Source organism: Pseudonocardia hydrocarbonoxydans (assembly GCF_006539565.1).
GTDB classification, from domain to species: Bacteria; Actinomycetota; Actinomycetes; order Mycobacteriales; family Pseudonocardiaceae; genus Pseudonocardia; species Pseudonocardia hydrocarbonoxydans.
The window spans coordinates 58,257-78,242 of sequence record NZ_BJNG01000034.1 but is presented as its reverse complement, the minus strand read 5'-3'; the positions used below and the strand labels follow the sequence as shown (position 1 = coordinate 78,242).

The 19,986-nt window shown below is 76.0% G+C and carries 19 protein-coding genes and 2 pseudogenes; 9 read left to right on the top strand and 12 right to left on the bottom strand.

All coding sequences use genetic code 11. The annotated features are described in order from the left end of the window. Window positions 1-14 precede the first annotated feature (14 nt). Window positions 15-1,430 carry a cytochrome c oxidase assembly protein gene (locus PHY01_RS18320; RefSeq protein WP_170183875.1) on the top strand — a complete coding sequence of 472 codons (1,416 nt, stop codon included), beginning with the start codon at window positions 15-17 and terminating at the stop codon, window positions 1,428-1,430. Here PHY01_RS18320 and PHY01_RS18315 read toward each other — a convergent pair. Together PHY01_RS18315 and PHY01_RS18310 are read right to left on the bottom strand one after the other, a co-directional pair. Continuing rightward, window positions 1,427-2,416, bottom strand: a complete 990-nt coding sequence (locus PHY01_RS18315) for a cytochrome c oxidase assembly protein (RefSeq protein ID WP_141280233.1) — start codon at window positions 2,414-2,416, stop codon at window positions 1,427-1,429. The genes PHY01_RS18320 and PHY01_RS18315 overlap by 4 nt on opposite strands. Then, window positions 2,416-4,677: a heavy metal translocating P-type ATPase gene (locus PHY01_RS18310; RefSeq protein ID WP_141280232.1), complete on the bottom strand. Its 2,262-nt coding sequence runs from the start codon at window positions 4,675-4,677 to the stop codon at window positions 2,416-2,418. Before PHY01_RS18310 ends, PHY01_RS18315 begins: the two co-directional genes overlap by 1 nt. Before the next feature lie 342 nt (window positions 4,678-5,019). On the opposite strand from PHY01_RS18310, the gene PHY01_RS18305 reads away from it, so the two are divergent. Beyond that, window positions 5,020-6,897 carry a cytochrome c oxidase assembly protein gene (locus PHY01_RS18305; RefSeq protein WP_141280231.1) on the top strand — a complete coding sequence of 626 codons (1,878 nt, stop codon included), beginning with the start codon at window positions 5,020-5,022 and terminating at the stop codon, window positions 6,895-6,897. 8 nt (window positions 6,898-6,905) lie between these two features. Here PHY01_RS18305 and PHY01_RS27180 read toward each other — a convergent pair whose 3' ends face one another. Together PHY01_RS27180 and PHY01_RS27175 are read right to left on the bottom strand one after the other, a co-directional pair. Continuing rightward, window positions 6,906-7,367, bottom strand: a complete 462-nt coding sequence (locus PHY01_RS27180) for a transposase (RefSeq protein ID WP_218030218.1) — start codon at window positions 7,365-7,367, stop codon at window positions 6,906-6,908. Between the two features lie 15 nt (window positions 7,368-7,382). Beyond that, complete coding sequence (locus PHY01_RS27175; protein WP_218030217.1) at window positions 7,383-8,117, bottom strand: IS110 family transposase; 735 nt, start codon at window positions 8,115-8,117, stop codon at window positions 7,383-7,385. Window positions 8,118-8,343: 226 nt separating this feature from the next. Between PHY01_RS27175 and PHY01_RS18295 the strand changes: the two genes are divergently transcribed. Beyond that, a complete protein-coding gene (locus PHY01_RS18295; protein ID WP_141280230.1) occupies window positions 8,344-8,835 on the top strand; it encodes a signal peptidase II in 492 nt (163 codons plus the stop codon). Between the two features lie 12 nt (window positions 8,836-8,847). Here the strand turns inward: PHY01_RS18295 and PHY01_RS18290 are convergent, their stop codons facing one another. After that, window positions 8,848-9,771 (bottom strand): GntR family transcriptional regulator, encoded by a 924-nt coding sequence (locus PHY01_RS18290; RefSeq protein WP_141280229.1) that lies wholly within the window; start codon window positions 9,769-9,771, stop codon window positions 8,848-8,850. 26 nt (window positions 9,772-9,797) lie between these two features. On the opposite strand from PHY01_RS18290, the gene PHY01_RS18285 reads away from it, so the two are divergent. The 4 genes and pseudogenes from PHY01_RS18285 to PHY01_RS27165 form a co-directional block, all read left to right on the top strand. After that, on the top strand, window positions 9,798-10,643 hold the full coding sequence (locus PHY01_RS18285; RefSeq protein ID WP_218030216.1) for an ABC transporter substrate-binding protein: 846 nt from the start codon (window positions 9,798-9,800) through the stop codon (window positions 10,641-10,643). Beyond that, the gene (locus PHY01_RS18280) at window positions 10,643-11,344 is read left to right on the top strand and encodes an ABC transporter permease (RefSeq protein ID WP_141280228.1); all 702 of its coding nucleotides are present in this window, start codon (window positions 10,643-10,645) and stop codon (window positions 11,342-11,344) included. The genes PHY01_RS18285 and PHY01_RS18280 overlap by 1 nt, the downstream gene beginning before the upstream one ends. Then, window positions 11,341-11,613 (top strand): annotated as a pseudogene (locus PHY01_RS28015) (ATP-binding cassette domain-containing protein); the annotation flags it as partial. The gene PHY01_RS18280 and the pseudogene PHY01_RS28015, both read left to right, overlap by 4 nt. A gap of 76 nt (window positions 11,614-11,689) precedes the next feature. Then, window positions 11,690-12,364: pseudogene (locus PHY01_RS27165) on the top strand (ATP-binding cassette domain-containing protein); the annotation flags it as partial. Window positions 12,365-12,390: 26 nt separating this feature from the next. On the opposite strand, the gene PHY01_RS18265 reads toward PHY01_RS27165, so the two are convergent. Genes PHY01_RS18265 through PHY01_RS18250 form a run of 4 tightly spaced genes read right to left on the bottom strand, consistent with a single transcriptional unit; the run spans window position 12,391 to window position 15,537 of the window. After that, window positions 12,391-13,176: a nucleoside phosphorylase gene (locus PHY01_RS18265; protein WP_141280226.1), complete on the bottom strand. Its 786-nt coding sequence runs from the start codon at window positions 13,174-13,176 to the stop codon at window positions 12,391-12,393. Then, window positions 13,173-13,841, bottom strand: a complete 669-nt coding sequence (locus PHY01_RS18260) for an ArsR/SmtB family transcription factor (RefSeq protein ID WP_141280225.1) — start codon at window positions 13,839-13,841, stop codon at window positions 13,173-13,175. Before PHY01_RS18260 ends, PHY01_RS18265 begins: the two co-directional genes overlap by 4 nt. Before the next feature lie 35 nt (window positions 13,842-13,876). Continuing rightward, window positions 13,877-14,914, bottom strand: a complete 1,038-nt coding sequence (locus PHY01_RS18255; RefSeq protein ID WP_141280224.1) for a flavin-containing monooxygenase — start codon at window positions 14,912-14,914, stop codon at window positions 13,877-13,879. Next, the gene (locus PHY01_RS18250; RefSeq protein WP_141280223.1) at window positions 14,911-15,537 is read right to left on the bottom strand and encodes a class I SAM-dependent methyltransferase; all 627 of its coding nucleotides are present in this window, start codon (window positions 15,535-15,537) and stop codon (window positions 14,911-14,913) included. The genes PHY01_RS18255 and PHY01_RS18250 overlap by 4 nt, the downstream gene beginning before the upstream one ends. Window positions 15,538-15,593: 56 nt before the next feature. Here PHY01_RS18250 and PHY01_RS18245 point away from each other — a divergent pair, with 56 nt between their 5' ends. Continuing rightward, complete coding sequence (locus PHY01_RS18245) at window positions 15,594-16,154, top strand: TetR/AcrR family transcriptional regulator (protein WP_246085990.1); 561 nt, start codon at window positions 15,594-15,596, stop codon at window positions 16,152-16,154. 107 nt (window positions 16,155-16,261) lie between these two features. On the opposite strand, the gene PHY01_RS18240 is transcribed toward PHY01_RS18245, so the two are convergent. Beyond that, window positions 16,262-17,296 (bottom strand): arsenic resistance protein, encoded by a 1,035-nt coding sequence (locus tag PHY01_RS18240; protein ID WP_141280222.1) that lies wholly within the window; start codon window positions 17,294-17,296, stop codon window positions 16,262-16,264. Window positions 17,297-17,407: 111 nt separating this feature from the next. Between PHY01_RS18240 and PHY01_RS18235 the strand changes: the two genes are divergently transcribed. Continuing rightward, entirely contained in the window at window positions 17,408-18,037 is a 630-nt protein-coding gene (locus PHY01_RS18235) for a class I SAM-dependent methyltransferase (protein ID WP_218030215.1), read from the top strand. A 30-nt stretch (window positions 18,038-18,067) separates the two neighbouring features. Here the strand turns inward: PHY01_RS18235 and PHY01_RS18230 are convergent, their stop codons facing one another. Beyond that, on the bottom strand, window positions 18,068-19,738 hold the full coding sequence (locus PHY01_RS18230) for a PhnE/PtxC family ABC transporter permease (RefSeq protein WP_218030214.1): 1,671 nt from the start codon (window positions 19,736-19,738) through the stop codon (window positions 18,068-18,070). Then, window positions 19,732-19,974, bottom strand: coding sequence for a P-loop NTPase family protein (locus PHY01_RS18225; protein WP_170183871.1), 243 nt, complete (start codon window positions 19,972-19,974; stop codon window positions 19,732-19,734). The genes PHY01_RS18230 and PHY01_RS18225 overlap by 7 nt, the downstream gene beginning before the upstream one ends. Between the last annotated feature and the right edge of the window lie 12 nt (window positions 19,975-19,986).

Sequence of the window (19,986 nt, the reverse complement as noted above, 5' to 3'; positions counted from 1 at the left end):
GAAGGCGGTGGGCGGTGGCACTGCCCGCTGCGGCGACCGGCCCGGGGCGCGGGTGGCCGGTGCCCGTCGCGCTGACCGCCGTCGCGTTCGCCGTACTCGTGCTGCTCGTGGTCGCGGCGCCGGCGACGTCCGGGCCGGATCTGGACCTGGCCGGCAACGCGCTGCTGCTGCACGTCGTCGCCGCCTCGGTGTGGCTCGCGGCCGAGGTGCGCCGGCCGGGCGGGGCCCCGCGCCCGCTCGCGGCGGGGTGCTGGGCGGTGCTCGCGCTGTCCGGGGCGGCCGCGGCATGGGTGCTCGGGCGGCCGACCGGCACCGCCGCCGGGGTGCCGGTCCTGGTCGATCTCGTCGTGGTGGCCGCACTGGGCCTCGTCACGGTGCGCCGGTGGGGCGGGCGGGGTGTCCGGACCGGGTTGCTGGCCGGCACGCTCGCGGCGACGGCCGGGCTGCTCGCCGTCCCGCCCGCGCGGCCGTCCACCGGCCCGGTGGACGCCGCGATCGGCTACCCGTTGCCGGTCGCGCCGACGCTGCCGGGCCTGCTCGCGACCTGGCGGCCCGACCTGCTGTTCGGCGTCGTGGCGCTGGTCGCGGTGGTGCTGTACGCCGCGGGGGTGCGCCGGCTGCGCCGGGCCGGACGGCCGTGGCCCGCGGCCCGCACCGCGGCCTGGGCGGCCGGCTGGGCGGTCGTCGTCCTGGCCACGTCGTCCGGGGTGGGCGTCTACGGCCCGGCGGTGTTCAGCAGCCACATGGTCGCCCACATGGCGCTGAACATGATCGCCCCGCTGGCCCTGGTGCTCGGCGCCCCGGTGACCCTGGCGCTGCGGGCGCTGGTCCCGGCGGACGAGGGGCGGCCGCCCGGGCCGCACGAGCGGCTGCTGGCGCTGGTCGACTCCCGGCCCGCGCGGCTGCTCGCCCATCCGGGCCTCGCGGCCGTGCTGTTCGCGGGCTCCTATTACCTGTTCTACCTCACCGGCCTGTTCGAGACGCTGATCGCCGAGCACTGGTCCCGGACGGCGCTGAGCGCCGTCGTCCTGGTGATCGGCTACCAGTTCTGCTGGGTCGTCGTGGGCGCCGACGCGGCGCCGCGCCGGCTCCCGCACCTGGGTCGCCTCGGTGTCGTGTTCGCCGTGATGCCGTTCCACGTGGTGTTCGCGATCCTGCTGATCACCCGTCCGACGGCCGTCGCCGCCGCCCACTACGCCGCGCTCGGCCTGCCGTGGTCGCTCGACCTCCTGGCCGACCAGCGGCTGGCCGGTGTGCTGTCGCTGGTGCTCGGCGAGCTGATGCTGGTCACCGCCCAGGTCGTGCTGCTGGTCCAGTGGCACCGCCACGACCAGCTCGCGGAGTTCCGCGCCGACCCGGCCGACGAGGACGCGGCCGCCCACCGCGACCTGCTGGACACGCTGCGCCGCAGCCGCACCCGGCCCGACTAGGGACCCTCCCGCCCCGGCGGGGCCTGGGCCGCGCGGTGCGCCTGCTCCTCGGGCTCCAGCCACCACGGGGGCATCGTCGGCCCGGCGCCGTAGCGGCGGTCGAGGGCGCGGTCGGTGCGCCGGGCGTCGCGCTCGTCGGAGCGGTACCACTGCAGCACGAACGCGCCGATCAGGGCGGCCGCCGACACGTCGCCGAAACCCCACAGGATGCCGCCGCCGACGGCCTGGTCGTCCAGCATCGTCGGCCCCCAGTCCCGGGCCACCTCGACGTAGAAGTCCTCGGCCAGCAGCTCCTTCATCAGCATGATCGGGATGCCGAGCAGGATGTGCATCGGGGCCAGGCCCAGCACCAGCATGAACCGGAAGAAGAACGGGGGCCGGTGCGGCACCGGGTCGACACCCAGCAGCGCCCAGAAGAACAGGAACCCGACCAGCACGAAGTGCACGTGCGACAGGTCGTGCAGCCACACGTTGCGCAGCGACAGCTCGTAGAGCGGGGTGTAGTAGAACGCGAACTGGGTGATCGCGAACAGGGCGAACGCGATGGCCGGGTGCCCGACGAACCGCATCGGCCGGCTGTGCACGACGGCGAGCACCCGGCGCCGCCACACGGCCGGGAACGTGCGCATCGCCAGCGTGACCGGGGCGCCCATGGCCAGCCCGACCGGCGCGATCATCTGCAGCAGCATGTGCTGGATCGCGGGCACCACGAACAGCGTGCGGTCGTAGACCCCCAGGGCCGACGAGGTGGCGAGGAACACCAGGGTGAGCCCCGCGAACCAGTAGACGGTCCGCAGCACCGGCCAGGCGTCGCCGCGGCGGCGCAGCATCCGCACGCCCCACAGGTAGAGCCCGGCCGCGACCAGCACCGGCAGCACCATCGCGGGGTCGAACGTCCAGGCGGTCAGCATCCGCTCGATCGTGAGCGGCGGCTGGTCGGCGGGCGGCATCCAGGCCAGCACCGCGGGCGGTGGGGGAGCGGGCATCAACGTTCCTCGATGTCGGGGGAGAAGCGGCGCAGCCGCAGGCTGTTGGACACCACGAACAGCGACGACAGGGCCATCGCCGCCCCGGCGACGAGCGGGTTGAGCAGGCCGAGCGCCGCCAGCGGGATCGCGGCCACGTTGTAGCCGAACGCCCAGAACAGGTTGCCCCGGATGGTCCGCAGCGTGGCCCGGGACAGCCGGATCGCGTCGGGCACCACCCGCAGGTCGTCGCGGACCAGGATGAGGTCGGCCGCGTCGATCGCGATGTCGGTGCCGGTGCCGACGGCCATGCCCAGGTCGGCGACGGCCAGCGCGGCGGCGTCGTTGACCCCGTCCCCGACGACCGCCACGCGCGCCCCGCCGGCCTGCAGCCGCCGCACCTGCTCGGCCTTGTCCGCCGGCAGCACCTCGGCCACCACGGACCCGACGCCGATCTCGCGGGCCACGGCCGCGGCGGTGGCGGCGTTGTCGCCGGTGAGCAGCACGGTCGTGAGCCCCAGCCCGTGCAGGGCCGCGACGGCGTGCCGGGCCGAGGGCTTCACCTCGTCGGCGAGCGCGAGCACCCCGACCACGACGTCGTCGACGGAGACGACGACCGTGCTGCGGCCGTCGCGCTCCCAGGCGGTCCGCCGGGCGTCCAGTGCGGGCGGCACGGCGATGCCCAGGTCGGTGAACAGGCGGGCCCGGCCCGCCCGGACGCGCCGGCCGTCCACCGTGCCGGTGGCGCCCAGCCCGGCCTCGTTGCGGAAGTCCCCGGGCCGGGGGAGCGTCCCCAGCTCGGCCCGCGCGGCGGTGACGATCGCCGCGGCCACCGGGTGCTCGGCGTCCTGCTCCAGGGCGCCGACGGCCCGCAGCACGTCGGCGCGTCCCACGCCGTCGGCGCAGGCCAGCCCGGCCAGCGCCATCCGGCCCCGGGTCACCGTGCCGGTCTTGTCCAGCACCACGGTGTCGATCGAGCGGGTCGCCTCCAGCGCCGGGTACCCCTTGACGAAGATCCCCAGCCGGGCGCCGCGACCCGAGGCCACCATCAGCGCCGTCGGGGTGGCCAGGCCCAGCGCGCACGGGCAGGCGACGACCAGCACCGCCAGCGCGGCCGCGAACGCGCGCGCCGGCGAGCCGTCGAGCAGCAGCCAGCCCCCGAAGGTCGCCGCCGACAGCGCGACGACCGCGGGCACGAACCAGCCGCAGATCCGGTCGGCGAGCCGCTGCACCGACGCCCGGCCGGTCTGCGCCCGCTCGACGAGCCGGAGCATCGCCCCGAGCTGGGTGTCGCGCCCGACGCCGGTGGCCTCGACGACCAGCGACCCCTGCCGCGCCACCGTGCCGCCGACGACCGCGTCCCCGGGGCCCACCTCGACCGGCACCGACTCGCCGGTCATGGCCGCGGTGTCCAGCGCGGCCCGGCCGGACTCCACCCGCCCGTCGGTGGCCACCGTGGCGCCGGGCCGCACCAGGAACCGCTGCCCGACGCGCAGCGCGCCGATCGGGATGCTGCGGTGCGACCCGTCCTCGGCGACGAGCACGACGTCAGCGGCCCGCAGCGCGGCGAGCTCGCGCAGCGCGGTGCCGGCGGAGCGCTGCGCCTTGGCCTCGAAGTAGCGCCCGGCCAGCACGAACGCGGTGAGCCCGGCCGCGACCTCCAGGTAGATCGCGTCCTCGCCGCGCAGCAGCAGGGCCAGCCCGGTGACGTCCGGCGGCGGGCCGGCGGAGCGGAACATCGCGTACACCGACCAGCCGGTCGCGGCCAGCACCCCGAGCGAGACCAGGGTGTCCATCGTCGACGTGCCGCGCCGGGCGCCGGCGAGCGCGGCCCGGTGGAACGGCCAGGCCGCCCAGCCGACGACCGGCGCGGCGAGCGCGAGCAGCAGCCACTGCCACCCCGGGAACCGCCACTCCGGGAGCACCGTGAAGGTGATCGAGAGATCGGCGAGCGGGACGAACAGCACCACCGACACGAGCAGCCGGCGCCACAGCATCCGGGCGCGTCCGGCGTCGTCGCCGGGGGCGGCGTCACCCGACCCGTCCGGGGGGAGCGGCTCCGCGCCGAAGCCGGCCCGCTCGACGGTGTCGACCAGCACCCGGTCGGAGACCTCCGGGCCCGCGGTCACGGTGGCCCGCCCGGTGGCGAAGTTGACGCCGGCGACCACCCCGGGGAGCTTGTTGAGCTGGCGCTCGACCCGGGCGGCGCAGGCGGCGCACGTCATCCCCGACACGGTCAGCTCGACCGGGCGGCCCGGCTCGACGATCGGTGCGGAGCTCATCGCCGCGACTGCCCTCCTCGACCGGACGGGGTGTGGTCGTCTACGAACTGTAGAAGGCGACGGGCGGTTCCGCGCCGCGGCCCTCGGTGTCCCGCGGCCCCCAGTGTCCCGCGTGCCCCTCCCGGTGTCCCGCGGCGCGGTCGACGCCGCCTCCGGTCCGACGTACGGGTCGTCCCCGAGCGCCCGGACGAACCGCTCGGACCGCGGCGGCCACCAGCCGCGCGGCGGCGCGCTCCGTCGGACCGGGCGGGTGTCTACTGACCGCGGTAGAAGTTCGGCCCTCCCGCCCGGGTGGGCCGTCCACCCTCCCTTCTAGGCTGGGCGGATGACGGAGCTGGGCGGATGACCGGGTCGACGGCGCCGGTCGGTCTCGCCGCACCACCTCGGCGGTCCACCGTGCTGCCGGTCGTCGTGGCCGGCACGGCGGCCGGCCTGCTCGTGACCGCGGGGGTCGTCGCGTTCTCCGGCGGATCGATCGCCGACGTGCTGGGCCTGCCCGACGCCGGCGAGCTCACCCGGTACGGGCTGCCCGCCGTCCGGGTGGTGGCGGACGTGGCGGCCGCGCTGACCGTCGGGTTCCTGCTGCTCTCCGCCGCCCTCGTGCCCCCGCAGGTGAGCGGCTACCTCGACGTCGAGGGCTACCGGGCCGTCCGCGCGGCATCGGTCGCGGCCGGGGTGTGGGCCGTCGCGGCGCTGCTGATGGTGCCGTTGACCGCGGCGGAGGCGCTCGGCCGTCCGGTCGTCGACGTCCTGGCGCCGGGCCCGCTGCTCGCCACGGTCGCGCTGCTGCCCACGGCGGGCGCCTGGGTCGCGGCGGCGCTGGTCGCGGCGGTGATCGCGCTCGGCGGGCGGGCGGTGCTCGGCTGGGGCGCGACGGTGGTGCTGCTCGGGGCCGCCGTGGCCGGGCTGTTGCCCGTGGCCGCCTCGGGGCACTCGGCGGTCGGCGGTTCCCACGACATCGCCACCGACAGCCTGATGCTGCACGTGGTCGCGGCCGCGGTCTGGGTCGGGGGGCTGGTCGCCGTACTGGCCCTCGCGCTGTCCCGGTCGGCCCGGCTCGCCGTGGCGCTGCCGCGGTTCTCCGCGGTCGCGGCCGGGTGCTGGGCCCTGATGGCGGTGTCCGGCACGGCCAACCTGGCGATCCGGGTCCCGCTCGGGCCGGCGGCCCTGCTCAGCCCCTACGGCGCGCTCGCCGCGGGCAAGGCGGGCGCGCTGGTGCTGCTCGGCGCGATCGGGTACGCCCACCGGCGGCACACGGTCCCCGCGGCCGCGCGGGGCGACCGCCGTGCCCTGCTGCGCCTCGGCGGGGCCGAGGTGGTGCTGATGCTCGCCACGATCGGGCTGGCGGTCGGCCTGGGCCGCACCGCGCCGCCCGAGCCCGCCGAGGAGGCGCTGCCGTCGCGGACCGGGGAGGTCCTCGGCTACGAGCTGACCGCACCGGGCCCCGCGTTCCTCCTGGCCGGGCGCCTCGACCTGGTGTTCGTGCTGCTCGCGGCCGGCCTGCTGCTGGGCTACGCCGCCGGCCTGCGGCGGGTCCGGCGGCGCGGCGGGACCTGGCCGTGGCCGCGGACGGCGGCGTGGGTCGGGGGCTGCGCCGTGATCGTCGTCGCCACGTCCTCCGGGCTCGGCCGGTACGGTGCGGCCATGCTCACGGTGGCCGCGGTCGCGCAGGTGCTGCTGGCGTTCGTGGCCCCGGCCCTGCTCGTCGCCGGGGCGCCGCTGGACCTGACCCGCCGGGCGCTGGGCCCGCGGGGGAGCGGCGGCGTCGCGTGGGTGCGGCGCAGGCCGTTCGTCCGGGTCCTGGGCCGGCCGCTGCCCGCCGTCGCGGTGTTCGCGGCGGTGCTGGTCGCGCTGCCGCTGGGGCTGCTGGACCGGCTGCTGCCGTCCCAGGGCGGGCGTCAGGTCGTCGACCTGCTCCTGCTGTCGACGGGATGCCTCGTCGCCGCGGTACTGGCGGCCCGCCGCCCGGCCGGCGGGTGGCTCGCGACGGGCGTGGTGCTGGCCCTGCCCGCGACCGTCGGCGCCGTTCTGCTCGCCCGCCCGGACGTGCTCGCCGCGACCTACTTCCGCGGCCTGGCCCTGCCGTGGGTGCCGGAGCTCGCCGTCGAGCAGGACCGGGCCGGGATCGTCTGGGCCGTCGGCACGGTCGCGGTCCTGCCGCTGCTGCTCCTGTGGTGGCGGGCCCGGCGACCCGCCGCGACCGCCGGAGCGGCTTCCTAATGCGGTTGTCAAGCGGCGGCGGCTCCTGTTGTGGGTCGGTGGAACTCGGTTCGGGTGCGCAGCATTGCGTGCAGGACGTTGATGCGACGGCGGGCGAGCGCGATGAGCGCTTGGTGGTGCCGTTTCCCTTCTTTCCGTTTGCGGTCGTAGAAGGTGCGGGACAGTTCGTCGTGTTGGAGCGCGCAGAACGAGGATTGATAGAAGACTCGTTTGAGGGCGCGGTTGCCGGCGTAGGACCGGCGCTGGTAGTTCATTTTCCCGGACTGTTGCAGGACCGGTGCCAGGCCGGCGGCGGAGGCCAGCGCGCCCGGCGTGGGGAAGCGTTCCAGGCCTCCTGCGGCGGCGAGGAACTCCGCGGCGAGCGTGGTGCCCATGCCGGGCAGGCTGCGGACGATCGCCCCGTCTGGGTGCGCGTCGATGGCCTGCGCGATCTGGTTTTCGACCTCGGTGAGTCGGGTGCCGATGGTCATGATCTCTCCTGCGAGCTAGCGGAGGATGTCGGCCGCGATGGTTTCGCCGGCGACCCGGGCCCGCTGGGCGTCTGCAGCGGCCAGGGCTGCGCCGAGCAGCTTGGTCACGGTGCGACGGGGCAGTCGGGGCAGTTCTCGCATGTGCTCGGTGAGCCCGTCGAGGCCGGCAGCGCGGATCTCGGAGGCGGTGACGAAGCGGGTCAGCAGCCACAGGCCGGTCTTGGTCGTAGGGTCGACAATGCGTTCGAGACCGGGGTTTACCGAGGCCAGCAGGTCGTGCAGGCGGGCCTGGCGGCGGGTCCGGTCGACGACGAGGTCTCCGCGACGCGACACCAGCAGGCGCAGTGCGGCGTCGGGTTCGGTGACCGGGGCGAGGCGACGCAGCTCCCCGTTCGCGGCGCGCAGGCGTACCTGGTCGGCGATGACCTTGGCGTCAGCGGGGTCGGATTTGCGTTCTCCGCCGCGGGTCGCGCGCCGCGAGCGGTTGACCAGCAGCCCGGGTGTGTGGACCAGGTCCAGGCCGGCGTCGAGCAGCATCGTGATCAGCATCGAGGCGATGCCTCCCAGGATGTCGACCGCGACCGTGACCGGGCCGTGCTCGGCGGCCAGATGCTTGAGGTCACCGATCAGTGCCGTGATGTCGTCGGGGGTGTTGTCGCAGCGGCGGCTGAGGATTTGATGGCCGTCGTCGTCGACGGCGGCTACCCAGTGGATCAGTTTGGCGACGTCGATTCCTACGGCCAGGCTCACTCCGGTCTCCTTTTCGTGGATGACTGTCGAGTGCTGCCCCGCTCCGCCGTCATAACCCTACGCAGCGATTGTTCGCAGTTCCTAATCAGCGGTCAGAACGAGACGGTGGGGCGAGGGGCCAGGCCGCTCGAGCCATTAATGGCAGTACGGATGAAAGCCATCCTCGCCCCACCAGCACGTCCCCATCTTGGCCAGATCGGGACAACTCCGAAAGGTAGGCGGTGCGATGACCGCCCCGGTCCCCGGCTGGCCCGTGCTGGCCGCCACCGCGGCCGCCGTCGTGCTGGTCGACCAGGCGGGCAAGGTCCTGGCGCTGACGGCACTCGTCGACCCGATCCCGGTCCTGCCGGGGGTGACGTTGGAGCTGTCGTTCAACACCGGGGCCGCCTTCAGCATGGGCACCGGTCTGACCCCGCTGATCACCCTGGTGGCGTCGGTCGTGGTGCTGTGGATCGTCGCGTCCGCGCGCCGGATCGTGGGCCGGACCTGGGGGGTGGTCGCGGGGCTGGTCGGCGGTGGTGCCGCCGGGAACCTCGTCGACCGGTTGTTCCGGCCACCCGGGTTCGCGCGCGGAGCGGTCGTCGACTACATCGACGTCTCGTGGTTCGCCGCGTTCAACCTCGCCGACGTGGCGATCGTCTGCGGGGCCGCGCTGGCGGCGCTGCTCGTCTGGAGGGGCGTGCCCGCGTTCGGCGGGAACGACCCGGCGCGGCGGTGAGCCGGGGGCTCGTCAGGTGGCGGCGTCGAGGTCGGTGACCGCTCCGCCGCGGGTGAGGTCGTAGCCGCCGAGCTCGGCGACGGCGGACCGCAGGGCCGGCTCGTGGAGCGCGGCGATCAGGGGCGCGGCGGCGTCGATCGCGGCTGACCCGAGGACGATCTCGTAGTCCTCGGTGGCCAGCGGGACGAAGTCCAGGTCCAGGTCATGGGCCGCCGACCGGACGCCGAAGCCCGCGTCGACGGCTCCGGAGGCCACCGACAGCGCCACCTCCAGGTGCGAACCGATCTCCGGTCCGCGCAGGGTGTCGGGGTCGTGGCCGGCGGCGAGCAGGAGCCGGTCGAGCAGGATCCGGGTCCCGGTGCCGTGGTGGCGTCTCGCGATCCGCAACGGGGCGAGATCGGCCGCGGTGGTGAGGCCGCGGGGATTGCCCGGGGGCACGATGAGGCCCTGCTCGCGCCGCCACAGGTGGATCAGGTGGGGGCCCCGGCCGCGCAGGAGGCCGCGCGCGAAGGGGGCGTTGTAGACGCCGGTGTGGTGCAGCAGGTGCACCGCGGCGCCGTCGGCCCGGCCCTGGCGGACCGCGCGCAGCCCGTCGAAGCTGCCGGTGGCGCCGACGGTGCGGACGGCCCGGCCGAGGGTGCGGGTGACGAGGTCGAGGGCGGGGTCGTCGCTGCCCGCGAGGCAGAACACCAGGTCGGGGTGCAGGTACCGGCGGGCCGCCACCTGCCCCCGGGTGGCCACCCGGGCCCGGCGCCGGTCGGCGGTGACGATCACCCCGGCGTCGGCCAGCTCCCGCTGGGCCCGCCCGACCGTGCTCGCCGTGGTGTCGAACCGGTGCGCCAGCTCCCGCACGGCGGGCAGCTCGGCGCCGGGGGCGAGCTCTCCGGTGCCGATCCGTCCGGCCAGGTCGGTGCAGATCTCCCGGTATCGCGTCACAGCTGCGCAGCCTATTCTCCCGTTCTGTGATAGGTCAGAACAGATCAGTCCTCACGGGCCTCGCCGTCCTCCTGCTGCTCGTGGGGTGCGGCGGGCCGGCGGCCGGCCCGTCGGCGGAGCGGTCGCTGATCCTGGCCACCACGACCAGCACCCAGGACTCCGGGCTGCTCGACGAGCTGCTGCCGGCGTTCACCGCGGACACCGGCTGGCAGGTGAAGACGGTGGCGGTGGGCAGCGGGCAGGCCATCGAGCTGGGCCGCCGCGGCGAGGCCGACGTGCTGCTCGTGCACTCACCGGCGGCGGAGGAGGAGTTCGTCGCCGAAGGCACCGCCGGGCAGCGCCGGCTGGTGATGCACAACGACTTCGTGCTGGTCGGGCCGGAGTCCGATCCCGCAGGCGTCCGGGGGGCAGGCGCGGCGGAGGCGATGGCGCGCATCGCGGGGTCGGGTGCGGTGTTCGTCTCCCGCGGCGACGACTCCGGCACCAACGCCCGCGAGGACCAGCTCTGGGCGGCGTCCGGGATCACCCCGGGCGGGCCGTGGTACCAGGAGACGGGCCAGGGGATGGGGGCCACGCTCCGGGTCGCCGACGAGAACGGCGGCTACACCCTGTCCGACCGGGCGACCTGGCTCAGCCAGCCCGGTTCGCTGGTGGTGCTGGGCGAGGGCGATCCCGGGCTGCTGAACGTCTACCACGTGATCGAGATGACGACCCGCGCCGGCGACCGGGTGCAGCCCGACGGCGCCGCGGCCTTCGCCGACTGGATCCTCGGTGCCCCCGCCCAGGCGATGATCGGCGAGTTCGGACGCGCGGAGTTCGGACAGCCGCTGTTCGTGCCCGACGCCGGCAAGCCGGACCCGGCCGGCGGCTGATGGACGTCCTGCTCGACGGGCTCGTCGAGGCGCTGCGGCTGCTGGCCGGCGGCGACGCCGACACCTGGGAGATCACCGGGCTGACGCTGCGGGTCTCGCTGACCGCCACCGGGCTCGCGTTGCTCCTCGGCGTGCCGCTGGGCACGATGGTCGCGCTGGGCCGCTTCCGCGGTCGTCGGGTGGTGCTCGCCGCCGCCAACACCGGGCTCGGGCTGCCGCCGGTGGTGATCGGGCTGTTCGTCACGGTGCTGCTGTGGCGCAGCGGCCCGCTCGGGGCGTTCGGGCTGCTCTACACACCCACCGCGATGATCGTCGCGCAGACCGCGATCGCGACCCCCATCGTCGTCGCGCTGGCCGCGGCGGCGCTGCAGCAGGTGGACCCGGACTTCCTCGTGCAGTGCCACGGCCTGGGCGCGACCCGCACGCGGGCGCTCCTCGCGCTGCTCGGTGAGGCCCGGCTCCCGCTGCTCGCCGCCGCGATGGCCGCGTTCGGGGCCGTGGTCAGCGAGGTGGGCGCGGCGCAGATGGTCGGCGGCAACCTGGCCGGGGAGACCCGCGTGCTCACCACGGCCGCGGTCCTCGCCACCAGCCGCGGCCAGTTCTCCCTCGCCATCGCGTTCGGGTTGATCCTGCTGCTCATCGCGTTCGCCGTGAACCTCGTGCTGACCCTCGCCCAGCAGTACGAACCCGCCCGGTCGTGAGCCCCCGGATCGGATGCCGCGACCTGCGGGTCAGGGTCCGCGGCCGCGAGCTGCTGCACGTGGCGCACCTCGACGTCGACGCGGGTGCGACGCTGGCCGTGCTCGGGCCCAACGGCGCCGGGAAGTCCACCCTGCTCCGCGCGCTCGCCCGGATCGGCCGGCCCCGCGCCGGCGGGCAGGTGCTGCTCGACGGGCACCCCGCCGACGTCCGGGCGACGCGAACGGCGGTCGCCGCGGTGCTGCAGCGCCCCATCCTGCGCCGGGGCACGGTCGCGGCCAACGCGGCCTCCGGCCTGCGGCTGCGCGGCGTCGGCCGCTCCGCCGCCGCCCCACCGGGCCGCGCCCTGGCTCGACGCGCTGGGGATCGGGCACCTGGCCGGCCGGGACGCCCGCACCCTGTCCGGCGGGGAGGCCCAGCGGGTCGCGCTCGCGCGGGCGCTCGCCGTGGCCCCCCGGATCCTGCTGCTCGACGAGCCCTTCTCCGGCCTCGACGCCACCACCCGCACCGATCTGCTCGCCGACCTGCGCGCGGTGCTCGACGATCTCGACACCGCGGTGGTGCTCGTCACCCACGACCGTCACGAGGCCCTCGCCCTGGCCGACCGGACCGCCCTGCTCGTCGACGGCGGGATCCGCCAGCTCGGCCCGACCGCGCAGGTGCTCGACCATCCCGCCGACGCCGACTGCGCCCGGCTGGTCGGCTACACCAACCTGTTCCCGCCCGCCGTCACGGGACGGGCCGAGCTGCTCGTGGCCCGCCCGGAGCACTGCCGCCCGCTGCGCCCCGACGACCCCGCGCCACCCGACGACGTCTGCGCGCGGGGGACCGTCCGCCGCATCGTGCCGCTCGGTGGCGGCACCCGCGTCGATGTCGACCCCGGGTCCGGCGGCAGCCCACTGGCCTGTCTCGTCCCGGCGGGCGGCGCGGTCGGGCTGCGGCGCGGGCAGCTGCTCACGGTCACGGTCGGGAGCGCCGACCTGCGCGCGGTCGCCCCCGCCGCGTGCGCGTCGGACCGGTGAGACCTCCGGAGGGCCGGGACCGACGCTCAGCGCAGGGCGGTGGCGACCGCCGCGGCGACGGCGAGCGCGTCGTGGGCGCCGTTGTCGGCGCCCTTCTCGAAGTCGTCGCCGTCGGTGGCCATGGTGTTGGTGATGTGGGCCAGGCACACGACGGAGCGCTGCCGGGCGGTGGCGTAGGCGTAGAGCGCGGCCGCCTCCATCTCCACGCAGGCGATCCCGGCGGCCTCGGCGGCGGCGATCGCGGTGGCGGTCTCGCGGTAGGGGGCGTCGGTGGTCCACGACGACCCGGTCAGCACCGGCTCGGGCAGGGCGGTGAAGGCGCCGTCGAGTTTCGCGGCGAGCGTCTCGTCGAGGCGGCTCCACCGGTCCGGTGGCAGGTAGTGGGCGCTGGTGCCCTCGTCGCGCAGGGCGCGGTCGATGAGCACGAAGCAGGGCAGGGCGGCGAGCGGGGAGATCTGCCCCGCGGAGGTGATGCTGATGACGAGCTCGGCGCCGGACACGGCGAGCTGTTCGGCGACGAGCACGGCGAACGGGGCGCCCACGGCCATCCCGACGACACCGATCTCGATGCCGTCGACGTCCACGGTCCACATGTCGGTGTGGTAGCAGGCCCAGCCGGGGTGGCGGCGTCCGCGGCCGGTGGCGACCAGGTGCCGGACGATGTCGCCGTCCGGGTCGAGCAGGGCCACCGCCGGCACGTCGACGTCGGGGAGACCCTTCTGGCGCCGCGCCTCGCGCAGCAGGTTGGCCGGTTCGAACAGCGACGGGGCCCGGTGGTCCTTGGCCCGCAGCAGGGGGAGGTCCGAGCTCACGCCGCGGACACCTCGACCGGCCTGCCGTCGAGTCGCCACTCCAGCATCCCGTCGACGAGCCGGCGTCCGCGGCGACCGCGTGCGGTGAGCAGCCGCACGGCGTCATGGGCGAACAGGCACCAGGCGCCCCGGCAGTAGGCGACCACGTCGACGCCGGCGGGGAGCTCGTCGAGCCGGTCGGCGAGCTCGTCGACCGGGATGGAGACCGCGCCGGGGATGTGACCGGCCCGGTACTCCGGCGCGGGCCGGACGTCGAGCACGACGATCTCGCCGGCGCGGGCCCGGCGCAGCAGCTCGTCGCGGCCGACCTCCTCGCCGGTGCCCGGCGCGCCGAGGTAGCGGTCGCGGGCGGCGACGACGTCGGGCAGGTGGGCGGTCGCCACGGCGCGCAGCCGGTCGAGCAGGGCGGCGACGTCCGGGCCGGCGAGCCGGTACCGGATGGTGGTGCCGTCCCGGTCGCCGGTGACCAGCCCGCCGCGGCGCAGGGCCTGCAGGTGGGCCGACGCGGTGGTCAGGCCCAGCCCGGCGGTCGCGGCGAGGTCGGCGACCGAGCGCGGCCCCTGCGCGAGCAGGTCCAGCAGCTCCAGGCGGGTGCCGCTGCCCAGTGCCTTGCCCACCCGGGCCAGCTCGTCGAGCAGGTCGGTCTTCGCCGCGCGATCGCCCACGTCATCCTCCACAGATCCGTGGATCACGGTAGCCGTCACCGGATGTCGCGGCGCACCAGGTGGTCGACGACGTGGCGGGCGTCCGTGCCCACCCCGCCGACGAGGTGCGAGGTGATCGAGGACTGGTAGGGCTGGCCGACGGCGTACAGGCCGGGCACGGTCGTGATCCCGCGGCGGTGGAGCAGCCGGCCGTCGGCCCCGTGCACGGGGAGCGCGACGAAGCCGTGGTCGGGCCGCAGGCCGGTGCACCACACGACGGCGGCCACGCGGGCCGTGGACCCGCCGTCGAACACCGGGAGGCCGTCGCGCGCGCCGAGCGTCCGCGGCACCCGCCGGACGCCCGCGGACTCCAGGTCCCCGGGCCGGATCCGGCCCAGCGGATCGCCGCCGCCGCGCAGCCGGCGCCGGGCCAGCACCGCGCCGGGCCGCCCGAGCGCCCGCAGGATCGGGTAGGTCCGGCTGCCCAGCCGGGGCATGTGCCCGACGTCGCGCCCGGACAGCCACACCTCCCGCCCGGCGCGGGCCAGGTCGACGGCGATCTCGGCGCCGGAGTTGCCCGCGCCCACCACCAGCACCGCGCCGTCGGGCAGCTGCGCGGGGCGGCGGTAGTCGCGCGAGTGCAGCCGGGCGATCGCGGGGTCGAGGTCGGCGGCGAACCCGGGCACGTCCGGGCGGCCGTGGGAGCCGGTCGCGAGCACGACGTCGCGGGCCCGCCACCCGCGGCCGTCGACGGCGGTGACCCGGAGCCGCTCGCCGTCCCGGTCGACGGCGGCGACGGTCGTGGCCGACTCGACGGGCAGGGCGAACCGCCGGACATAGGCGACGAGGTGATCGGCCATCTCGTCCTTGGTGGGGGAGGAGTCCGGCGGGGCGTCCAGCTCCAGGCCCGGCAGGTGGGTGAACCCGGCCGGGGTGAACAGCCGCAGCGAGTCCCAGCGCCGCCGCCACACCGCCCCGACCTCGGTCTCCCGGTCCAGGACGACGAACGACCGGCCGCGCCGCTGGAGCTCGCGGCCGACCGCGAGCCCGGCCTGGCCGCCGCCGACGACGACCGCGTCCACGGTGACCGTCACGACGGCCGCCGCGCGACCAGCCGCTCCACGACCCCGCCCGCGAACCGCTCGCTCTCCAGCACCTCCAGGCCCCGGGCGCGGACCTCGTCGGCGGGACGGCGCCGGAAGTGCTCGCCCACCAGCGGCACCGAGCCCAGCTCGGCGAGGCGCTGCACGGCCCGCAGCGGCGCGGCGGTGGCCGCGACGTGGTCGGCCAGCAGCAGGAGCCCGCCCGGGCGCAGCACCCGGACCATCTCGCCGACCGCGCGGCGGTGGTCGGGGATCCCGCACAGCGAGAACGTGCAGACCACCGTGTCGACCGCGCCGTCGGGCAGGTCGAGGTGCTCGGCGTCCCCGACGCGCAGGTCGACGTCGCACCCGAGCTCCGCGGCCCGCGCGCGGGTGAGCTCGACCATCGCCGGGCTGAGGTCGATGCCCCGCACCGTGACGCCGGCCGGGTAGTGGGGCAGGTTCAGCCCGGTGCCGACGGCGATCTCCAGCACCTCGCCGACCGCGCGGCCGCAGACCCAGGCCCGGCTGTCGCGGAACAGCACCCGGTCCATGAACCGCATCGACGCGTCGGTCCGGGGAGCGGCCCGCTCCCAGTACCGCGCCCACCGTTGACGCTGCACCTCGGTCGGCATGGCCCACCTCCCTTGTTTACTTTATCGTATACACGCTCGCGGCTACAGTGCGCAACGTGAACGGGACACGGATGCCACGGGAGGAGCGCCGCGAGCAGATCCTGGCCGCGGCGACCGAGGCGTTCGCCCGCGGCGGGTTCGCCGGGACCGGCCTGGAGGACGTCGCCGTCGAGGCCGGGGTGACCCGCGTGATCCTGTACCGGCACTTCGACTCCAAGGCCGACCTCTACCGCGCGGTGCTCGCCCGGGCCCGGGCCAACCTCGGCGCCGCCGTCGGCCCGCCCGACTACACCGAGCAGATCATCGACGCGCTGCTGGCCGGGGCCGCCCGCGACCCGGCCGGGTTCCGGCTGCTGTTCTCCCACGCCGCCCGCGAGCCGGAGTTCCGGGCCGAGGCCGACCGGTTCCGGGCGGAGATGGTCGCCACCGCCCGTGAGCAGCTCGCCCCGATGATCGACGACCCCGGCTGGCTCGGCTGGGCCGCGCACCTCGCCCCGGCCACCACCGTCGCGGCGATCACCGCCTGGCTCGACGCGGGCCGGCCCGACCCCGACACCGCGGGCGAGCGCATCCGCCGGGCCCTCGCCGGGATCGTCCGGGCCGCGCAACCCGGCTGACGCCCGGCGCAACCGGGGCGGGCCGGGGGGAGGGCGGCGACGGCGGGATGGTCGGTGCCGGTGGCGCCGAGGCGGGCCCCGCCACCGGGGTTCGGCGATCACGTAGGTCACGGGGACTCCTCGCCGCCGCCCGCCGGGCCCGGATCGGGGGCGGCGACCGGGTCGCGTCGGGGCGTCAGGAGGGGCAGGAACCGGACGTAGACGACCATGCCGACGAGCTCGACGAGGGTCTGGGCGATCACGACCGCGGGGGTGACCGCGAACATCGGCGGCAGGGCCAGCGCGAGGGGGAGCACGACCAGCGAGTTGCGGGTGGCGCCGCTGAACACCAGCGCGCGGGTGGCCGGGACGTCGAGGCGGAACACCCGGGCGACCGCGATCCCGGCCGGGACCATGACCACCAGGAACCCCGCGTAGATCGGCAGCACCGGCAGGACCGCGCCGAGCTGCCCGGACAGGGTGGGTACCTGGCTGATGACCACGACGGCGAGGGTCAGGGTCATCAGCGGCACCATCGCCGCTGCGGCGACGCGCTCGAACGCGGCGGCGACGCGGGAACGCTCACGGAGCCGCCCGGTCGCCCACGCCAGGGCCAGCGGCGCGACGATGAGCAGCCCGAACGCCTCGAGGAACGGGCCGGGCTCGATCACGCCGACGAGCTGCGGGCCCACCGCGACGAGCACGAACAGGGGCAGCGCGATGATCTGGGCGACCATCAGCAGCGGGGAGATCGCCAGCAGCCGGCGGGCGTCGCCGCCGGCCAGGCCGCAGAACACGATGACGTAGTCGATGCACGGGGTGAGCAGGACCAGCAGCACCCCCAGCAACGCCGCCTGCTCCAGGCCCAGCGGCAGGACCACCGCGGCCACCAGCGCCGGGACGACGACGAAGCTGAGCACCAGCGCGGCGGTGACGAACCGCACGTCGCGCAGCGACCGGCCGATGGCGGCGAAGGGCACCTGCAGGAACGTGGCGTAGAGCAGCAGCCCGAGCACCGGGTAGATCGCGACCTCGACCGAGGACGCCGCGGGCGCGGGCAGCAGCACCCCGACGACCGCACCCGTGGCCAGCCCGCCCAGGTAGACCGCTATCTGGTGGCGCTCCCACCACGCCACCAGCCCCGCGCCGCTCGAATCGTCCATGCCCCGGACGCTAGACCCGGTACCCGACTCGAAGGTCAAGGCCCGCGACCGGGATTACACCGCCCGCGCCGCGTCCTCCAGTGATCGTTGGAGCATCGTAGGATCACCTCTGTGCAGAACACGGCGGGCACCGGGCGGGCGGCGCACTGGCACGACACCTACAGCCGGGGCGGCGACACCCGGGTCAGCTGGTTCTCCGCCGACCCGGCGTACTCGCTGGAGATGATCGACGCCGGCGGCGCGGACCCGGCGCTCCCGGCCGTCGACGTCGGCGCGGGCGCCTCCCGGCTGGCCGACGCCCTGCTGGCGCGCGGCTTCGTCGACGTCACGGTGCTCGACGTCGCCGACGACGGACTCGCCCACACCCGGGCCCGGCTCGGGGCCGACGCGGCCCGGCTGCGCTGCGTCGTCTCCGACGTCCTGGACTGGGCCCCGGACCGCCGCTTCGGCCTGTGGCACGACCGGGCGGTCTTCCACTTCCTCACCGAGCCGGCCGACCGTCGGCGCTACCGCGACCTGCTCGCCGCCGCACTCGACCCGGGCGCGGTGGTGGTGGTCGGGACGTTCGCCGCCGACGGCCCGGAGTCGTGCTCGGGGCTGCCGACGGCCCGCTACTCGGCCGCGGCCCTGGCCGCCGAGTTCGGGGCCGGGTTCGAGGTCGTCGCGCAGCGCCGGGAGGAGCACCGCACGCCGTGGGACGCGGTGCAGCCGTTCACCTGGCTGGCCCTGCGGGCCCGGTGACCAGAGCCCGCAGACTCAGCGCCCCGGTGATCAGCGCACGGCGCGGCGCAGCCCGGCCCCGGTGACGTCGACGAGCACCGTCAGCGCCAGCAGCGACGCGATCGTGGTGACCGCGCCGCCGTAGTCGAACAGCGCGAGCTGGGTCTGCAGCAGCATGCCCAGCCCACCGCCGCCGACCACGCCGACGATCACCGTCTCGCGGATGGTGACCTCCCAGCGGTAGATCCCGTAGCCGGCGAACCGCGGGGCGGCGGCCGGGAGCACGGCGTAGGCGAACACCTGCGGGCCGGACGCGCCCAGCGCCCGCAGCGCGCCGGCCGGGCGCCGGTCGAGGTTCTCGATCGTCTCGGCCATCAGCCGGCCCAGCACGCCCGCCGTGTAGATCCCGAGCGCGACGGCGCCGGGGAGGATGCCGGGCACGAACACGAACAGCGCCACCAGCGCCCACACCGGCGGCGGGATCGCCCGGAGCACCACGAGCGCCAGCCGCACCACCGCGGCGACGACCGAGCGGGCCGGGGCCCGGCCCGGCGGCCGCGCGGCGGGCCCGGCCAGCAGCAGCCCGCCGAGGAACGCGAGCACGATCGCGAGCACCGACATCGCCAGCGTCTCCAGCGACAGCCCGACCAGGCCGAGCACCCCGCCCGCGCCGGACCCGCCCGCGCCCGCCGTCCCGGAACCGAGCGTCGGCGGCAGGGAGGCCGCCAGCAGCTCCCCGGCCAGCGCCCAGGACCGGGCGTCGACGAGGGGGGCGAGGTCCAGCTCGACCCACCAGGCGGCCGCCGGCAGCGCCGCGAGGGCGAGGACCACCGACCCGACGACGAACCGGTCCCGGCCCGCCCTGGTCGCCATCCGGTCCCGCACGGCCGCGCCCCAGGTGTCGGCGAGCAGGCTGAGCAGGATCAGCGCGTAGATCAGGGTCCAGATCTCGGAGTAGCGCAGGGCGCTGAAGCTGAGCTGCAGCTGGAACCCCAGCCCACCCGCGCCGATCAGGCCGAGGACGGTGGCGCTGCGGATCGCGCAGTCCAGCCGGTAGAACGCGTAGGACGTCAGCTCGCCGGTCGCGGCGGGCAGCACGCCGTAGGCGAACGCGGCGGTCCGGCCCGCACCGGCGGCGATCAGGGCGTCGGCGGGACGGCGGTCGACGTCGTCGAGGATCTCGGAGAAGACCTTGGCGGTGATCGCGCCGAACGGGATCGCGATGGCGAGCACCGCCACCACGGGTTCGATGCCCAGCACGCTGAGCAGGAACAACCCCCAGACCACCTCGTGGATCCCCCGGGGCAGCACCAGCGCGCCGCGGGCGCCGACCCAGGACCACCGGCCGCGACGGGTCAGGCCGCCGCGGCGCGCGCCCAACCGCCACCAGGTCTGCGACGCCAGCACCCCGCCACCGACACCCAGCACCAGGCTCAGGGCCGTACCGAGCCCGGCGAAGCACAGGGTCGTGGCCGCGGCCCGCGCGGTGAGGTCGAGGAAGTCGAGGCCCAGCTCGGGGCGCGCGGCGGCGGCGAAGAACTCGCCGACCTGCCGCAGCCCGGACGCCCGGGCCAGGGGTTCCCCGCGGGCGAGGGTGCCCACGACGGCGGCGCCGACGGAACCGAGCACGACCAGCGCGGCGACGAACGTCCACCACCGCCGGGTGCGGGAGCCCCCGCCGGGTCGGGGGCCCGCCTCGCGCAGGACGGGTTCGATCAGCACCGGTGACCGGTCGGCTGCTGCGGGGGCGGCGGGATCGGCCGTTCGGGGTGCGGGTCCAGCTCGTAGAGCGCGTCGGTCATCGTCGAGGTCAGCCGCTCGGGTGTCGTGTCGAACCGCAGCCGCCCCGCGCGGACGCCGAGGATGCGGTCGAAGCCGCGCCGGGCCAGCGCCACGTCGTGCAGGCTCGCCAGCAGGGTGGCGCCGGACTCGCGCGTCACCTCGTGCAGCAGCGCCACGATCTCCGCTCC